The sequence below is a fragment of the uncultured Arthrobacter sp. genome (genome assembly GCF_964021775.1).
Classification (GTDB): domain Bacteria; phylum Actinomycetota; class Actinomycetes; order Actinomycetales; family Micrococcaceae; genus Arthrobacter.
The window spans coordinates 223117-241738 of record NZ_CAXHZI010000003.1 but is presented as its reverse complement, the minus strand read 5'-3'; the positions used below and the strand labels follow the sequence as shown (position 1 = coordinate 241738).

Annotated in this window: 17 protein-coding genes; 10 read left to right on the top strand and 7 right to left on the bottom strand. The window is 69.6% G+C overall.

Going from position 1 to position 18622, the window contains the following annotated elements; translation table 11 throughout:
• The first annotated feature begins 103 nt into the window (after nucleotides 1–103).
• Both ABIN76_RS04740 and map read left to right on the top strand, forming a co-directional pair.
• Entirely contained in the window at nucleotides 104–307 is a 204-nt protein-coding gene (locus tag ABIN76_RS04740; protein ID WP_013599688.1) for a cold-shock protein, read from the top strand.
• A gap of 150 nt (nucleotides 308–457) precedes the next feature.
• Nucleotides 458–1240 carry a type I methionyl aminopeptidase gene (gene map, locus ABIN76_RS04735; RefSeq protein ID WP_346958560.1) on the top strand — a complete coding sequence of 261 codons (783 nt, stop codon included), beginning with the start codon at nucleotides 458–460 and terminating at the stop codon, nucleotides 1238–1240.
• Between the two features lie 22 nt (nucleotides 1241–1262).
• Here map and ABIN76_RS04730 read toward each other — a convergent pair whose 3' ends face one another.
• Nucleotides 1263–3239, bottom strand: a complete 1977-nt coding sequence (locus ABIN76_RS04730; RefSeq protein ID WP_346958559.1) for an amino acid transporter — start codon at nucleotides 3237–3239, stop codon at nucleotides 1263–1265.
• Nucleotides 3240–3421: 182 nt separating this feature from the next.
• Between ABIN76_RS04730 and ABIN76_RS04725 the strand changes: the two genes are divergently transcribed.
• The 4 genes from ABIN76_RS04725 to ABIN76_RS04710 are packed head-to-tail and all read left to right on the top strand — an operon-like array spanning nucleotide 3422 to nucleotide 8659.
• On the top strand, nucleotides 3422–6157 hold the full coding sequence (locus ABIN76_RS04725) for a DUF4118 domain-containing protein (protein WP_346958558.1): 2736 nt from the start codon (nucleotides 3422–3424) through the stop codon (nucleotides 6155–6157).
• Nucleotides 6154–6828: a response regulator gene (locus ABIN76_RS04720; RefSeq protein ID WP_346958557.1), complete on the top strand. Its 675-nt coding sequence runs from the start codon at nucleotides 6154–6156 to the stop codon at nucleotides 6826–6828. The genes ABIN76_RS04725 and ABIN76_RS04720 overlap by 4 nt, the downstream gene beginning before the upstream one ends.
• Before the next feature lie 47 nt (nucleotides 6829–6875).
• On the top strand, nucleotides 6876–7280 hold the full coding sequence (locus ABIN76_RS04715; RefSeq protein WP_346958556.1) for a PAS domain-containing protein: 405 nt from the start codon (nucleotides 6876–6878) through the stop codon (nucleotides 7278–7280).
• Nucleotides 7280–8659 (top strand): diguanylate cyclase, encoded by a 1380-nt coding sequence (locus ABIN76_RS04710; RefSeq protein ID WP_346958555.1) that lies wholly within the window; start codon nucleotides 7280–7282, stop codon nucleotides 8657–8659. The genes ABIN76_RS04715 and ABIN76_RS04710 overlap by 1 nt, the downstream gene beginning before the upstream one ends.
• A gap of 7 nt (nucleotides 8660–8666) precedes the next feature.
• Here the strand turns inward: ABIN76_RS04710 and ABIN76_RS04705 are convergent, their stop codons facing one another.
• On the bottom strand, nucleotides 8667–9800 hold the full coding sequence (locus tag ABIN76_RS04705; protein WP_346958657.1) for an acyl-CoA dehydrogenase family protein: 1134 nt from the start codon (nucleotides 9798–9800) through the stop codon (nucleotides 8667–8669).
• Nucleotides 9801–10076: 276 nt separating this feature from the next.
• On the opposite strand from ABIN76_RS04705, the gene ABIN76_RS04700 reads away from it, so the two are divergent.
• The 4 genes from ABIN76_RS04700 to ABIN76_RS04685 all read left to right on the top strand — a co-directional run bounded on the left by ABIN76_RS04700 (nucleotide 10077) and on the right by ABIN76_RS04685 (nucleotide 13577).
• Nucleotides 10077–11834 (top strand): AMP-binding protein, encoded by a 1758-nt coding sequence (locus ABIN76_RS04700; RefSeq protein ID WP_346958554.1) that lies wholly within the window; start codon nucleotides 10077–10079, stop codon nucleotides 11832–11834.
• Between the two features lie 2 nt (nucleotides 11835–11836).
• Complete coding sequence (locus tag ABIN76_RS04695; RefSeq protein ID WP_346958553.1) at nucleotides 11837–12343, top strand: MarR family transcriptional regulator; 507 nt, start codon at nucleotides 11837–11839, stop codon at nucleotides 12341–12343.
• A 58-nt stretch (nucleotides 12344–12401) separates the two neighbouring features.
• Nucleotides 12402–12830 carry a DUF1761 domain-containing protein gene (locus ABIN76_RS04690; protein WP_346958552.1) on the top strand — a complete coding sequence of 143 codons (429 nt, stop codon included), beginning with the start codon at nucleotides 12402–12404 and terminating at the stop codon, nucleotides 12828–12830.
• 114 nt (nucleotides 12831–12944) lie between these two features.
• Complete coding sequence (locus ABIN76_RS04685; protein WP_346958551.1) at nucleotides 12945–13577, top strand: class I SAM-dependent methyltransferase; 633 nt, start codon at nucleotides 12945–12947, stop codon at nucleotides 13575–13577.
• Between the two features lie 10 nt (nucleotides 13578–13587).
• Here the strand turns inward: ABIN76_RS04685 and ABIN76_RS04680 are convergent, their stop codons facing one another.
• Genes ABIN76_RS04680 through ABIN76_RS04660 form a run of 5 tightly spaced genes read right to left on the bottom strand, consistent with a single transcriptional unit; the run spans nucleotide 13588 to nucleotide 18509 of the window.
• Entirely contained in the window at nucleotides 13588–14142 is a 555-nt protein-coding gene (locus ABIN76_RS04680; protein WP_346958550.1) for a hypothetical protein, read from the bottom strand.
• Between the two features lie 48 nt (nucleotides 14143–14190).
• The gene (locus ABIN76_RS04675; RefSeq protein WP_346958549.1) at nucleotides 14191–14967 is read right to left on the bottom strand and encodes an enoyl-CoA hydratase; all 777 of its coding nucleotides are present in this window, start codon (nucleotides 14965–14967) and stop codon (nucleotides 14191–14193) included.
• The gene (gene mmsB, locus ABIN76_RS04670) at nucleotides 14964–15950 is read right to left on the bottom strand and encodes a 3-hydroxyisobutyrate dehydrogenase (protein ID WP_346958548.1); all 987 of its coding nucleotides are present in this window, start codon (nucleotides 15948–15950) and stop codon (nucleotides 14964–14966) included. The genes ABIN76_RS04675 and mmsB overlap by 4 nt, the downstream gene beginning before the upstream one ends.
• Entirely contained in the window at nucleotides 15943–17010 is a 1068-nt protein-coding gene (locus ABIN76_RS04665; RefSeq protein ID WP_346958547.1) for an enoyl-CoA hydratase/isomerase family protein, read from the bottom strand. Before ABIN76_RS04665 ends, mmsB begins: the two co-directional genes overlap by 8 nt.
• Nucleotides 17010–18509 (bottom strand): CoA-acylating methylmalonate-semialdehyde dehydrogenase, encoded by a 1500-nt coding sequence (locus ABIN76_RS04660; RefSeq protein ID WP_346958546.1) that lies wholly within the window; start codon nucleotides 18507–18509, stop codon nucleotides 17010–17012. Before ABIN76_RS04660 ends, ABIN76_RS04665 begins: the two co-directional genes overlap by 1 nt.
• Nucleotides 18510–18622: the final 113 nt, after the last annotated feature.

Genomic DNA, 18622 nt, shown 5'->3' with positions numbered 1-18622 from the left:
CCGCGGCCCGGCGCCCCGTACGTTGGGGACAGCGGACGAATGTCTCCGCAGCCGTTGGCCTCGTGGCCGCCGGAGATCAGAAGCGTTTCAGAAGGATAAAGGCATGGCTACAGGCACAGTTAAATGGTTCAACGCCGAAAAGGGTTTTGGCTTCATTGCCCCGGATGACGGGTCGGCCGACGTTTTCGCCCACTACTCGGCAATCGCTTCCAGCGGTTACCGCTCGCTGGACGAGAACCAGAAGGTCGAGTTCGACGTCACCCAGGGTCCGAAGGGCCCGCAGGCCGAGAACATCCGCCCGCTCTAAGCTTTCAGGAAAGCCCGGCCTGCCGGACTACTTCTCCTAGAAGAACAGCAGCCCCTCCGGAGAAATATCCGGTGGGGCTGCTGTGTTCCCGGCCGCGCCGGCGGGAAACACAGGCTGGCGGCAAAGAGCCGCGCGTGAGAAAGGCGCCGCATGATCGAGATCCTTAATCCCGCCGAACTGACCCGGGCAAAGGCCGCAGGCGCCCTGGTCGCTGACATTTTGCAGTCACTGAAGAGCCGGAGCCTGGTCGGCACCAACTTGCTGGAGATCGATCAGTGGGCCAGGGCCATGATCCTCGAGGCGGGAGCGCAGTCCTGCTACGTCGACTACGAGCCGTCTTTCGGCCGCGGGCCGTTCGGCCACTACATTTGCACGGGCGTCAACGACGCGGTGCTGCACGGCCTGCCGCACGACTACGCACTGGCCGACGGCGACCTGCTGACCCTCGACCTCGCCGTCTCCCAGGACGGAGTCGCTGCGGATTCGGCGGTCAGCTTCATCGTCGGCGCGTCAAAGCCCCCGGAGAGCGTGGCGATGATCAGCGCCACCCAACGGGCCTTGAGCGCGGGGATAGCCGCTGCCGGACCCGGGGCCCGCATCGGTGACATCTCCCATGCCATCGGTTCCGTCCTCAGCGCGGCGGGGTACCCGATCAACACCCAGTTCGGTGGCCACGGCATCGGATCAACGATGCACCAGGACCCGCACGTTCCCAACACCGGGCGGCCCGGCCGCGGGTACCAGCTGCGCCCCGGGCTGCTGCTGGCCCTGGAACCCTGGGTGATGGCGGACACCGCCACCCTTGTTACGGACGCCGACGGGTGGACGCTCCGCAGCGCGACAGGCTGCCGGACAGCGCACAGCGAGCACACGATCGCCATCACCGACGACGGAGCCGAAATCCTCACCCTGCCGACGCCCTCGCGGGCTTGACCGAGGTTGCCGCCCGGTCCGCCTAGCCAACGTGCACCCAGGGCCGCCGCGTGACATCGGGTTCGGCTTCGCGCAGCACCTCGCGGGTGACCGGCGCGATTTCGCCTTCGCCGAAGGCCAGGAAGCGCAGCAGGTTGGTGAGCGGATTGCCCTCGGTCCAGCGGAAGTAGATGTGCGGCATCAGCCCTGTTACGTCCCGGATGTGCAGCAGCACCGAGGCGATGGTGTTGGCGACGGCGGGTCCGTGCACTTCGAGGATCCGGTAGCCGTGCCGGGTGATGCCGCGGACTTCCAGTTCGGTTTCGAAGTCCGAGGAATCATCCACGACGACTTCCAGGAACAGGGCCCGGTAGTCCAGCGGCAGATGGCTGACCTCAATGGCGGACTCCAGCTTCTGCCGGTACGCCTCCGCGCTGAGGCGCAGCGGCTCGTGCGCGACAATCCGCAGCGGACCCTCCAGCTCATCGGACATGAATTCCAGCGCCTGCCGGTCCAGATGGACGTGGGTGGCGTGCAGCTCGAAGGAGCGCCGGGCACGCGAGAGCAGGGAAATCACGATGATGCCAAGGATGAAGATCGACGCGATCCGGATACCTTCGGGGCGTTCAATGATGTTGGCCACGGTGGTGTAGATAAACACGACGGCAATGACGCCGAAGCCCGCGGTCCGCTTGCGCTGCCGCTGCCGGCGGGCCGAGAGGGTCACGGCCACGGCTGCCGACGTCATCAGCACCAGCACGCCGGTGGCGTAGGCACCGCCCTGGGCGTCGACGTCGGCGTCGAAAATCCACGTGATCAGGAAGCCGATCAGGGTGAAGACCAGGACGAGGGGGCGGACGGCGCGGGCCCAGCCCGGGGCCATGCCGTAGCGCGGCAGGTAGCGCGGAACGAGGTTCAGCAGCCCGGCCATGGCGGACGCTCCGGCGAACCAGAGGATGGCGATGGTGGAGACGTCGTAGACGGTGCCGAAGCCTACGCCGAGCTGTTCGTGGGCCAGGAACGCCAGGGCGCGGCCGTTGGCCTGGCCGCCTGGCTGGAATTCTTGCTCCGGGATCAGCATCACGGTGGTGAAGCTGCTGATGATCAGGAAGGTGCTCATGATCAGCGCCGCCGTCGTCAGCAGCTTGCGGGCGCCCTGGATCCGGCCCTCCGGGTTCTCCTCGGTGTCCTCCGGGTGGCCCTTGATCTGCGGCATCACCGCGACCCCGGTCTCGAACCCGGACAGGCCCAGGGCCAGTTTGGGGAAGACCAGCAGCGCGAACCCAACTGCCAGCAACGGATTCCCGTGGGAGGTGGAGATCGCCTGCCACCAGTTGCCGACCGCCAGCGGATGGGTCAGTACCTCCCCCAGCGACACCGCAACCACCACGACGTTCAGACCCAGGTAAACGCCCACAATCACGACCGCGACGCCGATTGCCTCCTTGAAGCCGCGGAGGAACACCGCGGCGAGCAGGGCCAGCAGGATCAGCGTGATGGCCACGTTTTGGCCGTGAAGCCAGTCCGGGCTGATCGGGTTCTCGACCAGGTGGGCTGTCGCGTCAGCTGCGGAGAGCGTCATGGTGATCATGAAGTCCGTAGCGGCGAAGCCCAACAGCACCAGCACGAAGAGCTTCCCGCCCCAGCGCGGCATCAGCCGTTCCAGCATGGCGATGGAGCCTTCGCCGCGGTGGCTCTCGCCGGCGACCCTCCGGTAGACCGGCAGCGCGCCGAGCAGGGTGATTGCCACCAGGACGAGGGTTGCGAGCGGCGAAATCACCCCGGCGGCGAGCGCGGCGATGGCCGGCTGGTAGCCCAGGGTGGAGAAGTAGTCCACGCCGGTCAGGCACATGACCTGCCACCACGTGTGCTTCTTCTCGTGGGTGGTGGGCACGCCGCCCGGGCCCTGGTGCGCGCCCTTGCTGTCCTGCAGCCCCACCAGCAGCCAGGTCCGCAGCGTGGTGAGGCGGTCCGGTTTCGGCGCCGACGGGTCGGCCGGCGGCCTGCTCAGCGTGGTCATGTCGTCCTTTCTTCGCGGCGCCTCTCTTAACGGGTGGGTTAACGGGCGGGCGCTGCGTTTTGCCCTCCAGTTGCGAAGCTAGCAGCGGCCGTGGCCCCGGCAGCCACCCGGGCGCGGATCTTGATGAATCCTTGACGCCGCGCTCCCCCGCCGGCCTGCGGCCGGAATGGAACAATGGCTGCATGGCACGTGGAACGCTGCGCATCTTCCTGGGATCCGCCCCGGGCGTCGGCAAGACCTACGCCATGCTCCGGGAAGGGCACCGGCTCCGGGGGACCGGCGACGATGTGATCGTCGCCTTCGCACGCGACCGCGGCCGCCGTGACACCCGCGAACTGCTGGCCGGGCTGGAGGCCATCGGGCCCCGGCGGGTGCCCGTTGGCCTGGTCGACGTCGAGGAACTGGACCTGGACGCGGTCCTGCGCCGGGCGCCGGCCACCGCCCTCGTGGACGAGTACGCCCACTCCAACGCCCCCGGCAGCCGGAACCGGCACCGCTGGCAGGACATCGACGAATTGTTGGCGGCCGGGATTAACGTCCTGTCCACCCTCGACATCCACCAGCTTGACTCCCTGGCCGACGTCGTCAGCGCGATCACCCAGGGCCGGCCCGCGGAGACCGTGCCCGACGCGATCGTCCGCCGGGCCGACCAGCTGCAGCTGGTGGACCTCTCCCCCGACCTCCTGCGGCAGCGGCTCGCGGCCGGCAAGATCGTGCCGCCGGACCGGATTGACGCGGCACTGTCCAACTACTTCCGCCCCGGGAACCTGGCGGCCCTGCGTGAGCTCGCGCTGCTGTGGCTGGCCGACCGGGTGGACGAGGGCCTGGCCAGTTACCGGGAGGGAAACCGGATCGATGCCCGCTGGCCGGCCCGGGAACGCATCGTCGTCGGGCTGGCCGGCGGCACGGAGGGTGAGGCGCTGATCCGCCGCGGCGCCCGCCTGCTCAACCGCGTCAGCGGCAACGACCTGCTGGCCGTCCACGTGCGGGCCGCGGACGGGGTCGCCGCCGAGTCGCCGCAGGCGCTCGAGGCGCAGCGGCAGCTGGTCCAGGGCCTCGGCGGCAGTTACCACGTGGTGGTCGGCGAGGATCCGGCCGAGGCACTGCTGGACTTCGCCCGCAGCGTCAACGCCTCCCAGCTGGTCCTCGGGGTCTCCCGCGACGGCGGCGGCGCCCGCCTGGAGGCGCGCCTTCGTGGCGGCGGCACCACCGCCAGGGTGCTCCGCGCCTCCGCCGGACTTGATGTCCATCTGGTGCCGCAGGAGCGTGCGCCAAGCGGTGCACGCCGGAACCGGTACAGGGACCTGGGCCGGCTGCGGGTGGGGGTCGGTTTCGGCCTGGCCGTAATCGTCCCGGCGTTGCTCCAGCTGCTGCTGGCGGTCAATCCGGACAAGAACCTGGCCACCTCCATGTTGGTGCAGCTGACGGGTTCCGTGGCCGTGGCGCTGGTCGGAGGGCTGTGGCCGGCGATCCTTGCCGCGCTGTGGAGCAGCCTGCTGGTGAATTACTTCTCCACCCCGCCGCTGGGAAACCTGACCATCAGCGACGCCCAGAACGTGCTCGCCCTGACGGTGTTTGTGGGGGTGTCAGCCGCCGTCGCCGTCGTTGTTGACCTCTCCGCACGCCGTTCCAAGGAGGCCGCCCGGGCACGGGCCGAAGCCGCCACCCTGGCCGAGCTCTCGCGCGGGGCGGCCGGTTCCGAGGACACCGTCACGGGCCTGCTGGAACAGTCGCTGGACGTCTTCCAGGTCCGCGGCGCCGCCCTGTTCGGCCTGTCCGGCGGCGATGCCGACGCCGAACCGGGCGCGGTCCCGCATGGCGGGGCGCCGTCCGGAGGCGAGATGCCGCACGAGGGGGCGGGGCAATGGCGGCTGCTGGCCGGCGTCGGCGAGTTTGCATCCGCGGCAGCCACCGACGGCGGCGCTCCCGCGGAGGCGTCCGGCCCGCACGGGGACAACGTGGAGCAGATCAATGCCGGCACGCGGCTGGTGCTGTCCGGCCGCGTGCTGCCGGCCAGCGACCGGCGCCTGCTCGGCGCCTTCGGCGTGCATCTGCTGGCCCAGCTGGAGAACCAGCAACTGCTGGCCAGCCGGAGCCAGCTGGCCCGCCTGGCTGAAAGCAACACCGTGCGCACCTCGCTGCTCCGCGCCGTCTCGCACGACCTCCGCACCCCCCTGGCCGGCATCAAGCTTGCGGTCGGAGGCTTGCGGCAGCCCGGTGTCCACTACTCCAAGGAAGAGGAACAGGATCTACTGGAGACCATCGAGGAGTGCTCGGACCGGCTCGATACCCTGGTGGGGAACCTGCTGGACATGTCCCGGATCACCTCCGATTCGGTTGCACCCCTGCTCCGGCCCGTGCGCTGGTACGAGGTGGTGGGCGGCGGCCTGCACGGGGTCGCGGCCGACCGGGTCCGGGTGGAGCTGCCGGCGAACATGCCCGAGGTTGACGCGGATCCCGGAATGCTTGAGCGCGTCATCGCCAATATCGTTGAAAATGCCGTCAAGTACGCCGCGGATTCGGACATTGTGATCACGGGCAGCTCCGGCGGGCTCAGCCCCGCGATGGTGGGCGGGCGGCCCACCGGGGAGTTGCGGATCATCGACCACGGCACCGGGGTCCCGGCGGACAAGGTGGTGCAGATGTTCCGTCCCTTCCAACGGCTCGACGACGCGGGGAGCGCCGGCGGCGTTGGCCTGGGCCTGGCCGTGGCCAAGGGGTTTACTGAGGCGATGGGCGGCCGGCTGGGGGCGGAAGCCACGCCGGGCGGCGGCCTGACCATGGTGGTCAGCCTGCCGCTCTCCGAGGGCGCTCCGTTCCGGGAGGACCGTGACCAGGCGCCGCTGGAGCCCCAGTCCGCGCTGGTCCGCCGCCACCACGCGCCGCCGATCCTCTCCTCCCCGACGGACGTGCCGTGACCGCGGTGCTGGTGGTGGACGACGACCCCTACCTGCTGCGCGCGCTTCGCATCACCCTGCGGGCCCACGGATACGACGTCACCGTGGCCGAGGACGGGCAGTCCGCGCTGGCGGCGGCGGCACGGACCCCGCCAGCGCTGGTCATCCTGGATCTTGGCCTCCCGGACATGGACGGCACGGCTGTCCTGGCCAAACTCCGCGGCTGGAGCCAAGTCCCCGTGCTGGTGCTCTCGGCCCGGCACGGCTCCGAGGACAAGGTCCGGGCCCTTGACGCCGGCGCGGACGACTACATCACCAAGCCCTTTGGGCTGGACGAACTGCTGGCCCGGCTGCGGGCACTCCTGCGCCGCAGCGCGGACGGCCCGGAGCCGCCCGTCATCACCACCGACGCCTTCACCGTGGATCTGGGACGGCACCGCGTCACCCGCGACGGCGAGGACGTCCGGCTCACCCCGACGGAATGGAAAATGCTCGAAGTGCTGGTCCGGAACCCGGAGAAACTCATCACGCAGCAGCAGCTGCTGTCCGAGGTCTGGGGCCCGGCCTACGCGAAGGAGACCAATTATCTCCGCGTGTACATGGCTCAGCTGCGCCGCAAGCTTGAGCCGGATGCCGGCAATCCCCGGCACCTGCTCACGGAGGCCGGGATCGGCTACCGGTTCCTGCCCTGAACGCCGGCGGTTTCACGGCGGGTGTTACCGCAATAGATACTGGGGCAATGAACATTCACAGCGCTCTCGACCGGGAGAACGCACAACCCCCGCGGCTGCTGCCCGAGGTGCCCGCCCAGCTGCGCGCCGTGCTCAACGGCATCCCGGCGATGGTGGGCTACTGGGACTCCGGGCTGCGCAACCGGCTGGCCAATGACGCCTACCGTGACTGGTTCGGGGTCACGCCGGAGGAACTGCACGGCATCCACATCCGGGACCTGCTCAGCGACGCAGTCTACGAGGCCAACTATCCCTACATCGCCAAGGTGCTCGACGGCGAGCCGCAACTGTTCAAGCGCACGCTCACCGACGCCGCCGGGGCAACGCGTTTCGCCGAGGTCTCGTATATGCCCGACCTGCGCGACGGTGACGGCGGCGGCGGGGCGGACAGCCGGGTTCAGGGTTCTTTGTGATGGTCACGGACATCACCGAGCGGGTGCTGGCCGAACGCCGCCAGCAGCGCGACACCGACCGGTACCGGGCGCTGGCGCGCAGCGTCCCCGGCGTCTTTGTGCTGCTGTTCGATTCGGACCTGCGCTACCTGATCGCCGAAGGCCAGGAGCTGGAATCCTTCGGCTACCGCTCCGCCGAGCTGGAGGGGCGCCGCATCCATGAAGTGCTCGACGGCGCCCTGGCCAACGAACTCGAGCCCCGCTACCGCGCCGCCCTGTCCGGCCAGGAGGTCTCGTGGACCCGGCAGATCGGGCCCCGGACCTACCGGCTGAAGGCCGGCCCCGTGCACTCCGCGGACGAGGCCACCACCGGCATGGTGGTGGCCGTGGACGTCACCGACCGGCTCCAGCAGGAACAGACGTGGGCCGCGCTGCACGAGATCGCCACCGCCGTCGCCCGCAACGCCGCACCGGCGGCCATCTCGGAGCAGGTCGCCTTTATTGTCCGGGACCTCTTCCACGTGGATTCGGCCGCCGTCGTCCGCTTCACCGGGGCGCTGTCTGCGGAAGTCGTGGCGATGGCCCCCGCACTGCCTCCCACGCTGAGCCGCACGCACGTTTTTTCACCCACGGACACCTCGGCCACCGTCCGCGTCGCGGTCACCGGCAAGCCCGCCCTGGTGGTCTACGGACCGGAAGGCGGCGCGGCCGCGGACCAGATGCGCGCCGGCGGCTTCCAGTCCGCTGCGGGCGCCCCCATCAGGGTCCACGGCAGTCTTTGGGGCGTGGTCAGCCTGACCTCGAAGTCCAGCACCGGCGTCACCGAGGACATGCTGGAGCGGCTCGCCCAGTTCGCCGAACTGGTCGAGATCGCCATCGGCAACACGGAGGCCCGCGCCAGCCTGGAACTGCAGGCAACCACGGACCAGCTCAGCGGCCTGCCCAACCGGCGCGCCCTGGAGCAGCACCTCTCGCACGAGATCGAGCTGGCGGCATCCCGCGGCACCAGCCTGAGCGCGATCGTGCTCGACATTGACCACTTCAAGAAGGTCAACGACACCTTCGGCCACCTGATGGGCGACGTGGTGCTCGCCGACGTCGCGAACCGGCTCCGCGGCGTCGCCCGCCAGGACGAGATCGTGGCCCGTTTCGGCGGGGAGGAGTTCGTCTGGCTGCTGCCCGGGACGGACTGGCCGGAGGCGCTGGTGGCAGCGGAACGGGCCCGCACGGCCATCGAGGCGGAGCCGTTCGGCGAGGTCGGCATGATCACGGTGTCCGCCGGCGTCTGCGAGCTGCGGGATGCCGGCAGCCACAGCCTGCTGGCCTGCGCGGACCGGGCGTTGTACGCGGCCAAGCACGCCGGCCGCAACCGCAGCGAACGCTACGGCGCCGCCGGCTGAACCCGTCCTAGACGAAGGCGGACTTCCCGGTCACGGCCCTGGCCACGATCAGGGAGTTGATCTCGTAGCTGCCCTCGTAGGTGTAAAGGATCTCGGCGTCGCCGAAGAGCTTGCCCATCTCGTAGTCGCTGCTGATCCCGTTGCCGCCCATCAGCGAGCGCCCCATCGCGACGGAGGCCCGGGCCAGCCGGGTGGTGGTGGACTTCGCCATGGCGGCCTGCACCATGTCCAGCCTGCCCTCCTGCTGGATCCGCGCCAGCTGGGCCATCAGCGCCAGCGAGACGCTGGCGTTGCCCAGGATCTCGGCCAGCTGCTGCTGGACGAGCTGGAAGCGGGCCAGCTCCTTGCCGAACTGCTTGCGTTCCAGCGAGTAGGCCCGGGCGACGTCGAACGCGGCCAGCTGGATGCCGGCGGCCTGCCAGCCCACCCAGGCCCGCGAGTCCCGCAGCAGTTCGTTGGCCCGGGAGAAGTCCGTAGCACCGGGCAGCAGGTTGGCTTCCGGGATGCGGACCTCGTCCAGGACAATGTCCGCGTTCTGCATGATCCGCAGACCGATCTTGTTCGCGATCTTGGTGGCAGTGTAGCCGGGCCGGTCCGTCTCCACGATGAAGCCCTTGATCTGCTGGTCCGCGACGTCGCGGGCCCAGACCAGCGCGAAGTCCGCGATGGTGCCGGCGCCGATCCAGCGTTTGGCCCCATTGATGACCCATTCCCCGTTCTCCAGCCGCGCCGTGGTGGCCAGGCCGCCGGCAATGTCCGAGCCGTGGTCCGGCTCCGTCAGGGCGAACGCGCCGAGCTGCGTGAACGCGGTGAGACCGGGGAGCCAGCGGGCCTTCTGCTCTTCCGAGCCGAGTTCGTCGATCATGCCGACAATCAGCTCGTTGTGGATGCCTACGAGGGCGGAGAGCGAGACGTCGGCGCGGGCCACCTCGACATACATCAGCCCCTTGAAGAGCTTGGAGCTGCCGTCCGTCTGCAGGCCGCCGAGGCCGTGCTTGCCCAGTTCGGCGAGCAGGCCGAAAGGGAACTCCTCCCGGTTCCAGTAGTCGATCGAGGCGGCACGGATCCGGGTTTGCAGGAACTCCCGGATCTGCTGGTAGCGCGCCTGCTCGTTCGCGGGCAGCAGGTCCACGATGTACATCAGGTCCGCGTCCGGGAACGGGGGTGCCGCCGGCACCCGGGCTGGGCTTTCCGCGGCGCCGCTGCGGCTTGCGGCGGACTGGACGGCGGTCTGTCCGCTGGCACTTCCTTGTGACTGCACGGGCACGTATCCCTTCGTAATGTGCCGCGCACCGGCAGCAACATCGGCTCTTCCAAACCCTTGGATGTCCTAGTATATTGCACAGTGATGTGGATCACTAGGCCAGCGGCGGCCGGCACCGGCCCGCTGGCTGCGACCGGCTGCGAAAGGTGCACCATGACCGTCACTGAGGATTTCCGCGCTGCGAGGGACAGGCTGCTGGCCCTGCGCGGGGACTACACTGCCGCCCGCCAGGAATTCGAATGGCCGCGCTTCCAGGAGTTCAACTTCGCCCTGGACTGGTTCGACCAGATCGCGGCGGATCCCGCCAAGGCGGACCGGCCGGCCCTGGTCATCGTGGAGCAGGACGAAACGGCCACCCGGCGCAGCTTCGCGGATCTCTCGGCGCGCTCCGCGCAGGTGGCCAACTGGCTCCGGGCGCAGGGGGTGCGGCGCGGGGACCGGATGATCATCATGCTGGGCAACCAGGTGGAGTTGTGGGAACTGATGCTGGCCGGCATCAAGCTCGGCATCGTGATGATCCCCACCACCACCCTGATGGGGCCGGCGGACCTGCAGGACCGGGTGGAGCGCGGCGGGGCCAACTGGGCCGCCGTCGGGAGCGCCAACATCGATAAGTTCACCGGCGTTCCGGGCGACTACACCCTGATCGAAATCGGCGGCGGCGCCGGCACCGCCACAGCAAACGGCAACGGCGCCGGCACCACCGCCGCGGCGCTGCAGTACAGCGAAGCCGCGGGCGCCGCGGAAGACTTCACCCCGGACGCGCCGACGCTGGCGGACGAGACGCTGCTGCTCTACTTCACCTCCGGCACGACGTCCAAGGCCAAGCTCGTGGAGCACACGCACACCTCCTACCCGGTGGGCCACCTGTCCACCATGTTCTGGATCGGGATGGAGCCGGGCGACGTGCACCTGAACGTGGCCTCCCCCGGCTGGGCCAAGCACGCCTGGTCCAACGTGTTCACGCCCTGGATCGCCGAGGCCTGCGTGTTTATCTACAACTACGAGCGTTTCGACGCCAAGGCGCTGATGGAGCAGATGGACCGCGAATCCGTGACCAGCTTCTGCGCCCCGCCGACGGTCTGGCGGATGCTGATCCAGGCCGATCTCACACTGCTCAAGAATCCGCCCACCAAGGTGGTCTCCGCCGGCGAGCCGCTCAACGCCGAGGTCATCGACCAGGTCCAGCGCGCCTGGGGCCAGACCATCCGGGACGGCTTCGGCCAGACCGAATCCACCGTGCAGATCGCCAACACCCCGGGCCAGCCGATCAAGATCGGGGCGATGGGCCGCCCACTGCCCGGCTACGACGTCGTCCTCGTGGATCCCGCCACCGGCGAGGAGGCCGACGACGGCGAGCTGTGCCTGCGCCTGGACCCGCGGCCCGTCGGGCTGATGAAGGCCTACTACGGGGACCCGGAGAAGACGGCCGAGGCCTTCCGCGACGGTTACTACCACACCGGGGACATGGCGAGCCGGGACGAACGCGGCATCATCACCTACGTCGGCCGGGGCGACGACGTCTTCAAGTCCTCCGACTACCGGCTCTCCCCGTTCGAGCTGGAGAGTGTGCTGATCGAGCATCCGGCGGTGGCGGAGGCCGCCGTCGTCCCCTCCCCCGACGCGCTCAAGCTGTCCGTGCCCAAGGCCTTTGTGGTGCTGGCGGCGGGCCACGAACCAGGCCCGGAGCTGGCCGAGGACATCCTGCGCTACTGCCGCGAGCACCTGGCACCGTTCAAGCGGATCCGCCGGCTGGAGTTCGCGGAGCTGCCCAAGACGATCTCAGGCAAGATCCGGCGGGTGGAACTGCGGCACAGCGAGGAGCTGCGGCACGGGGCCGGGGGCGTTCCGGAGGGCCTCGGCACGGAGTACTCGGAGGCGGACTTCCCCGGGTTGAAGGGGCAGGCCTAGCCATGGGCACACCGCTGCCGCGTGACCCGATCGCCGATGCCCAGCGGAACTGGGAACGGCACGGCTGGGCCGACGTCGCCGCCCCGATGGCGGCGATCACGGCCATCATGCGGACCCAGCAGATCCTGCTGGCCCGGATCGAAACCGCCCTCAAGCCCTTCGGCCTGACGTTCGCGCGCTACGAACTGCTGGCCCTGCTCAGCTTCGCCCGCAGCGGGGCGCTGCCCATGAACAAAGCGAGCGCTCTGCTTCAGGTCCACCCCACCTCGGTGACCAACGCCGTCGACCGGCTCCAGGACGCCGGGCTGGTGCTCCGCTCCCCGCACCCCACCGACGGGCGGACCACACTGATCGAGCTCACTTCGGAGGGGCGCACTCTCGCCAAACGGGCGACGGCGGTGCTCAACGCGGAGGTGTTCGGCCAATCCGGTTTCGAGGAGCAGGACGTGGAGCAGCTGATCCGCATCCTGGGCAACTTCCGGCGCAATGCCGGGGACTTCAGCGGCTGAGCCTTACACTTCGTTTGCGGGGCCGTCAGCCGGACGGCCCGGAGCCGAGGAGGGCCCCATGATTCCGGAGATCAACATCTGGGCGGTACTGCTGGCCACACTGTCCAGCATGGTGGTCGGGTCCGTCTGGTACACGCCCAAAGTGTTCGGCAACTACTGGATGCGCATCGCCAAGGTCAGCCCCAGCGGGGATGCCAGGGACGCCGTCAAGCCCATCCTCATCACCCTGCTGGTCAGCTTCGTCAGCGCCTGGGTGCTGGCCGGCTCCGCCGCCATCTCGCAGCACTTCTACGGCGGCAACTTCCTCGCCAACACGCTGGTCACCGCCCTGATCCTCTGGGCCGGGTTCACCGCGGCCCGTTTCATCACGCACGACGCGTTCGAAGGCCGCCCCGTGGGCCTGACCGTGCTCAACTGCGCCCACGAACTCGTCACCCTGATGGTGATGGCTCTGATTATCGGCCTGTTTGGGATCAGCGCCGCGTAGCCAGTCAGCGGCGGCAGGTGCTGCCGTTCCGCGCCCCGGGAAGGTGCGGGCGTGCCTACACTGGATGGGCGGCAGGCGCCCTGCCGCACGGCACGGGCCCCGGAGGAGAGCTGCATGGAATTCGACGAATCGTTCTGGGATGAGCGGTACCGCCAGCACGGCCAGCATGCCCCGGTGTGGAGCGGGCAGCCGAACCCGCAGCTGGTGGCCGAGGCGGCGGACCTGGTGCCCGGTTCCGCGCTCGACGTCGGGGCCGGAGAGGGCGCCGACGCCGTCTGGCTTGCCCGGCGCGGCTGGCGGGTCACGGCGGTGGACATCTCGTCCGTGGCCCTGGGCCGGGCCGCCGCGGCGGTCGACGGCGAGCCGGACACCGCTGCCCGCATCACGTGGCAGCACCAGGACCTGACGGTCTCGCCGCCCCCGGCCGGGACCTTCGACCTCGTCTCGGCCCAGTTCCTGCACCTGCCCGCACCGCAACGGGACGGCGTCTACAGCCGGCTCGCCGCGTCGGTGGCACCCGGAGGGACGCTGCTGATCGTCGGCCACCACCCCTCGGACCTGGAAACCAGCGTGCGCCGTCCTTCCGCCCCCGGGCTGCTCTTTACGGCCGAGCAGCTCGCGGCGCAGCTCGATCCGGACGAGTGGGAGATCGTGACCTGCACCTCCCGGCCGCGGTCCGCGACGGATTCCGACGGTGCCCCGGCCACAGTCCAGGATGCCGTGCTGCGCGCCAGGCGCAGAGCCTAGCGCCCCCGCATCACCTCCGGACGCCCAGCCTTTCCCGCAGCCCGGCCGCGAGCCCGGCGATGGTGAGGAGATCGAACAGGCCGCCCCCGAGTTCGACGAGACGGCGCCGTTTTACACCGGCGAGCCGGAGCCGCAGGTGCACCCGCGTCCCGGTCGCCGGGTCCGCCGTTGGCCTCAGCACAACCGCCCAGCTGATGGCGAGCGCACCGCGTTGCGAGCGGTGCACCAGCGCCCTTGGCGGGTCCACCTCCACAATCTCGAACGTGGCACCGGGGCCGCCCCAATCGGCAATGACGTCCCCGGCGCTGAGGTCCTGGAGTGCGGGATCAATGATCCGGAGGGCGCGGCGCCGGGCCGGAATGAGGGCTTCCGCCCAGCCAGGCAGGTACCAGCCGGAACGTTCCTTGCCCAGCTGGACGATCCACGGCCAGACGGCAGCGGGCGGGGCCGGCAGCCCGAAACCCCGGTCCATCACCACATCCGGGACCGGCACCAGCCCGTCGCCGGGAAGAGGCGCCCGGACCTCCTCCGGCGTCGCCCCTACCCCCAGAAAGCCTGCGTGCATGACCGCCTCGCTGTCGAAATAGGAACGCTGCAGCAAGCAGGCGCCGCTTTAGCGGTGGGTGAAGTCGGGCTGCCGCTTTTCGCTGAAAGCCGCCATGCCTTCCTTCTGGTCCTCGGTGGCAAAGAGCGAGTGGAATACCCGCCGTTCGAACAGCACACCCTGGGCCAGCCCGGTTTCAAAGGCGGCGTTGACCGCTTCCTTGGCCACCATGGCTACCGGCTTGGACTTGGAGGCAATCACTTCGGCGGCCTTGACGGCCTCGTCGACGACCTCGGCGGCCGGGACCACGCGGGACACCAGGCCGGCACGTTCGGCCTCCGCGGCGTCCATAAAGCGGCCGGTGAGGATCATGTCCATCGCCTTGGCCTTGCCCACCGCGCGGGTGAGCCGCTGCGAGCCGCCCATGCCGGGGAGCACGCCGAGGTTGATCTCCGGCTGGCCGAACTTGGCGTTGTCCCCGGCGATGATGAAGTCGCACATCATCGCCAGCTCGCAGCCGCCGCCCAGGGCGAAGCCGGACACCGCCGCCACCACCGGAACGCGCAGCCGGGTGAAGTCCTCCCAGCCGCGGAACCAGTCCGCCGCGTACATCTCCATGTAGCCCTTGGACTGCATCTCCTTGATGTCCGCGCCGGCCGCGAACGCCTTGGCCGAACCGGTCACCACGACGGCGCCGACCCCGGGGTCGGTGTCCATCGCTGACACGGCGGCCACGAGTTCGTCCATGGTCGCCTTGTTCAGGGCGTTCAGCGCCTCGGGCCGGTTGAGCGTCACCAGGCCCACGCGGCCGCGGCGCTCCACCAGAATGTTTGCGTACTCGGTCATGCCTGTCCCCTCGGCTGGTGTTCGGATTTGTCCCGGATGTCGGTGATGATGCCGGAGAAGTCCCGGCCGGCACCGCCTTCCGCGGCAAAGGTATCGTAAATTTCGGAGGCCAGCGGCCCCAGCCGGGCGGCGACGCCGGTGCTCTGGAGCGCGTTGAGCGCCAGTTTCAGGTCCTTGGCCATCAGCGCCCCGGCGAATCCGGGCTGGTAGTCGCGGTTGGCCGGGCTGGTCGGCACCGGGCCGGGCACGGGGCAGTTGGTGGTCAGCGCCCAGCACTGGCCGGACGCCGCCGAGGCGACGTCGAAGAGCGCCTGGTGCGTCAGACCGAGTTTCTCGCCGAGCACGAAGGCCTCGCTGACGGCGATCATCGAGACGCCCAGGATCATGTTGTTGCAGATCTTGGCGGCCTGCCCGGCACCGTGCCCGCCGCAGTGGACCACCCGCTTGCCCATCACCTCCAGCATCGGCTTGACCGCTTCGAAGTCCTCCTCCAGCGCGCCGACCATAAACGTCAGGGTGCCGGCTTCGGCTCCCACCACGCCGCCGGAGACCGGTGCGTCGACGGCCCGGTGGCCGGCCGCGACCGCCAGGGCGGAGGCCTCCCGGGCCTCGTCCACGTTGATGGTGGAGCAGTCCAGGAACAGGGTCCCCGGCGCCGCGGCGGCCAGCAGGCCCGGCTGCGAGGGTTGGCCTTGCCCCTCCGAAGTCCCGCGGTACGCGTCCAGCAGGTGTTGGCCGCTGGGCAGCATGGTCAGCACGACGGCGGCGCCCGCCACGGCGTCGGCGGCGGTGTCCGCGGTGGTGATCCCGTGGGCGCGGGCCGCTTCCAGCGCGGCCGGCACCACGTCGTAGCCGGCCACGGTGTATCCGGCCTTTACCAGGTTGACGGCCATCGGGCCGCCCATGTGGCCCAGGCCGAGGAAGGCGATGGTGCCGGCCTGCGCACCGGGCCGGGCCGGTGCGGATGGCGATGCTTCAGACATTGTCGCGCTCCTTCGAAAGTTTCAGTTCACGCGCGCCCAGCGGCGCGAAGTAGGCCTCGACGTCGTCGCGGCTGACCTCCGCCAGCCTGGCGGGCTGCCAGTGCGGGGTGCGGTCCTTGTCCACCACCTGGGCGCGGATGCCCTCGCGGAAATCCGGGCCTGCGAGGAACCGCAGGCCCACCCGGTACTCCTGTTTCAGGGCCTCGGCGAGGTTTAGGCCGTGGGCGCGGCGCAGCGAGGCGAGCGCCACCTTGACGGCAGTCGGGGACTTGGCCGCGATGGTGTCCGCGGCGTCGGTGGCCTCGCCGCCCACGGTCCGCAACCGGTCAAGGATCTCCTCGGCGTCGTCGCCGACGTAGCAGGCGTCAATCCACTCCTGTTGGGCGGCCAGCACCGACGGCGGCGCCGGTTCGGCGAAGCGGGCGACGGCGGCGTCCACCGGCTCGGTTTCCAGCGCTGCGGCCAGCTCCGCGAGCTCTGCAGAGGGCACGAAAGTGTCCGCGAGGCCCAGGAACAACGCGTCGGCGCCGCTCAGATGCGCCCCGGTGAGGGCCGCGTGCGTGCCGGTTTCGCCCGGCGAGCGGGACAGCAGGAGCGTCCCGCCGACGTCGGGCACGAACCCGATGGTGGTCTCCGGCATGCCCATCCGGGTGCGTTCGGTAACAATCCGGACCGAGCCGTGCGCGGAGATTCCCACCCCGCCCCCCAAGACCAGGCCGTCCATGAACGCCACATAAGGCTTGGGGTATTCGGAGATCAGCAGGTTCAGCCGGTACTCGACGGCCCAGAAGTCAGCCGTGGCGTCGCCGCCGTCGAGCATGTCCCGGTAGATGGCGACGATGTCCCCGCCGGCGCACAGCCCCCGCTCGCCGGCGCCGCGAACCAGCACGGCGGCCACGGCGTCGTCGTCAGCCCAGAGCGTGAGCGTCTCCAGCATCGCCGCCGCCATGCCGGCGGTCAGGGCGTTGACGGCCTTGGGCCGGTTCAACGTGACGACGCCGAGGCGGCCGCGGCGCTCAAACAGGACCTCGGAGGGCTCTCCGGCCGTCTGCTCCGCCATCAGCTGCCTTCCGGCATCACGAAGCTGGCGCCGGTGCGGATGCCGGAGGGCCAGCGGGTGGTGACCGTCTTGGTCTTGGTGTAGAAGCGGAAGGCGTCCGCGCCGTGCTGGTTGAGGTCGCCGAAGCCGGAAGCCTTCCAGCCGCCGAAGGTGTAGTACGCGATCGGCACCGGGATCGGGACGTTGATGCCCACCATGCCGACCTGGACACGGCTGGCGAAGTCGCGGGCGGCGTCGCCGTCGCGGGTGAAGATGGCCACGCCATTGCCGAACTCGTGCTCGCTGCACAGGCGCAGCGCCTCGTCGTAGTCGTCGGCGCGGAGCACGCTGAGCACCGGGCCGAAGATTTCCTCCTGGTAGATCTTCATGTCCTTGGTGACGTTGTCGAACAGGGTGGGACCGACCCAGAAGCCGCCGTCGTAGCCCTCCACCTTGAGCCCGCGCCCGTCCGTGACCAGGCTGGCGCCTTCCTCGACGCCGGAGGCGATGTAGCCCTCGATCCGCTCCTTGGCGGAGGCGGCCACGACGGGGCCGAAGTCCGAGTCCTTGGCCAGGCTGTGGCCCACCTTCAGGTCCGCGATCCGTTCCTGCAGCTTCGCCACTAGCGCGTCGGCGGTCCTTTGGCCCACCGGGACGGCGACCGAAATCGCCATGCAGCGTTCGCCGGCGGACCCGAAGCCGGCGCCGATCAGGGCATCCGCGGCCATGTCCAGGTCCGCGTCCGGCATGATCACCATGTGGTTTTTGGCTCCGCCGAAGCACTGGGCGCGTTTGCCGTGCGCGGCGGCGGTGGCGTAGATGTACTGCGCGATCGGGGTGGAACCGACGAAGCCGATGGCCTGGACGCGGGGGTCCTCCAGCAGAGCGTCCACGGCTTCCTTGTCCCCGTTGACGACGTTGAACACGCCGTCCGGCAGCCCGGCCTCGGTGAACAGCTCGGCCAGCCGCAGCGGCACGGAGGGGTCCCGCTCGGAGGGCTTGAGGATGAAGGAGTTGCCGGCGGCCAGGGCGGGGCCGGACTTCCAGAGCGGAATCATGGCCGGGAAGTTGAACGGCGTGATGCCGGCGACGACGCCGAGCGGCTGCCGCATAGAGTGGACGTCGACGCCGGTGCCGGCGCTGTCGGAGAACTCGCCCTTGAGCAGGTGCGGGGCGCCGGCGGCGAACTCGACCACTTCGATGCCGCGCTGGATGTCGCCCTTGGCGTCCAGGAAGGTTTTGCCATGCTCGGAGGACAGCAGGGTGGCCAGCTCGTCCATGTTCTGGTTGACCAGGTCCACGAACTTCAGCAGGACCCGGCCGCGGCGCTGGGGGTTCATCGCAGCCCATTCCAGCTGGCCCTTCTCCGCATTGGCGATGACGTTGCGGACCTCCTCCGCGCTGGCCAGCGGGAGCCGGGCCTGCACCTCGCCGGTGCAGGGATCGTAGACGTCACTGAAGCGCCCCGAGGTGCCCTCCACGTGCTGTCCGCCGACGTAATGGGAAAGCTCACGAACCATGATGGAATGCTCCTTTGCATGTGACCTAGATCATCTCTGCACCCGAATATACTCGGACTTCCTACTAATCTCCAGAGTGCGGGGCGGCTGCGGGGCCCGGTCCGGCGTCGCCG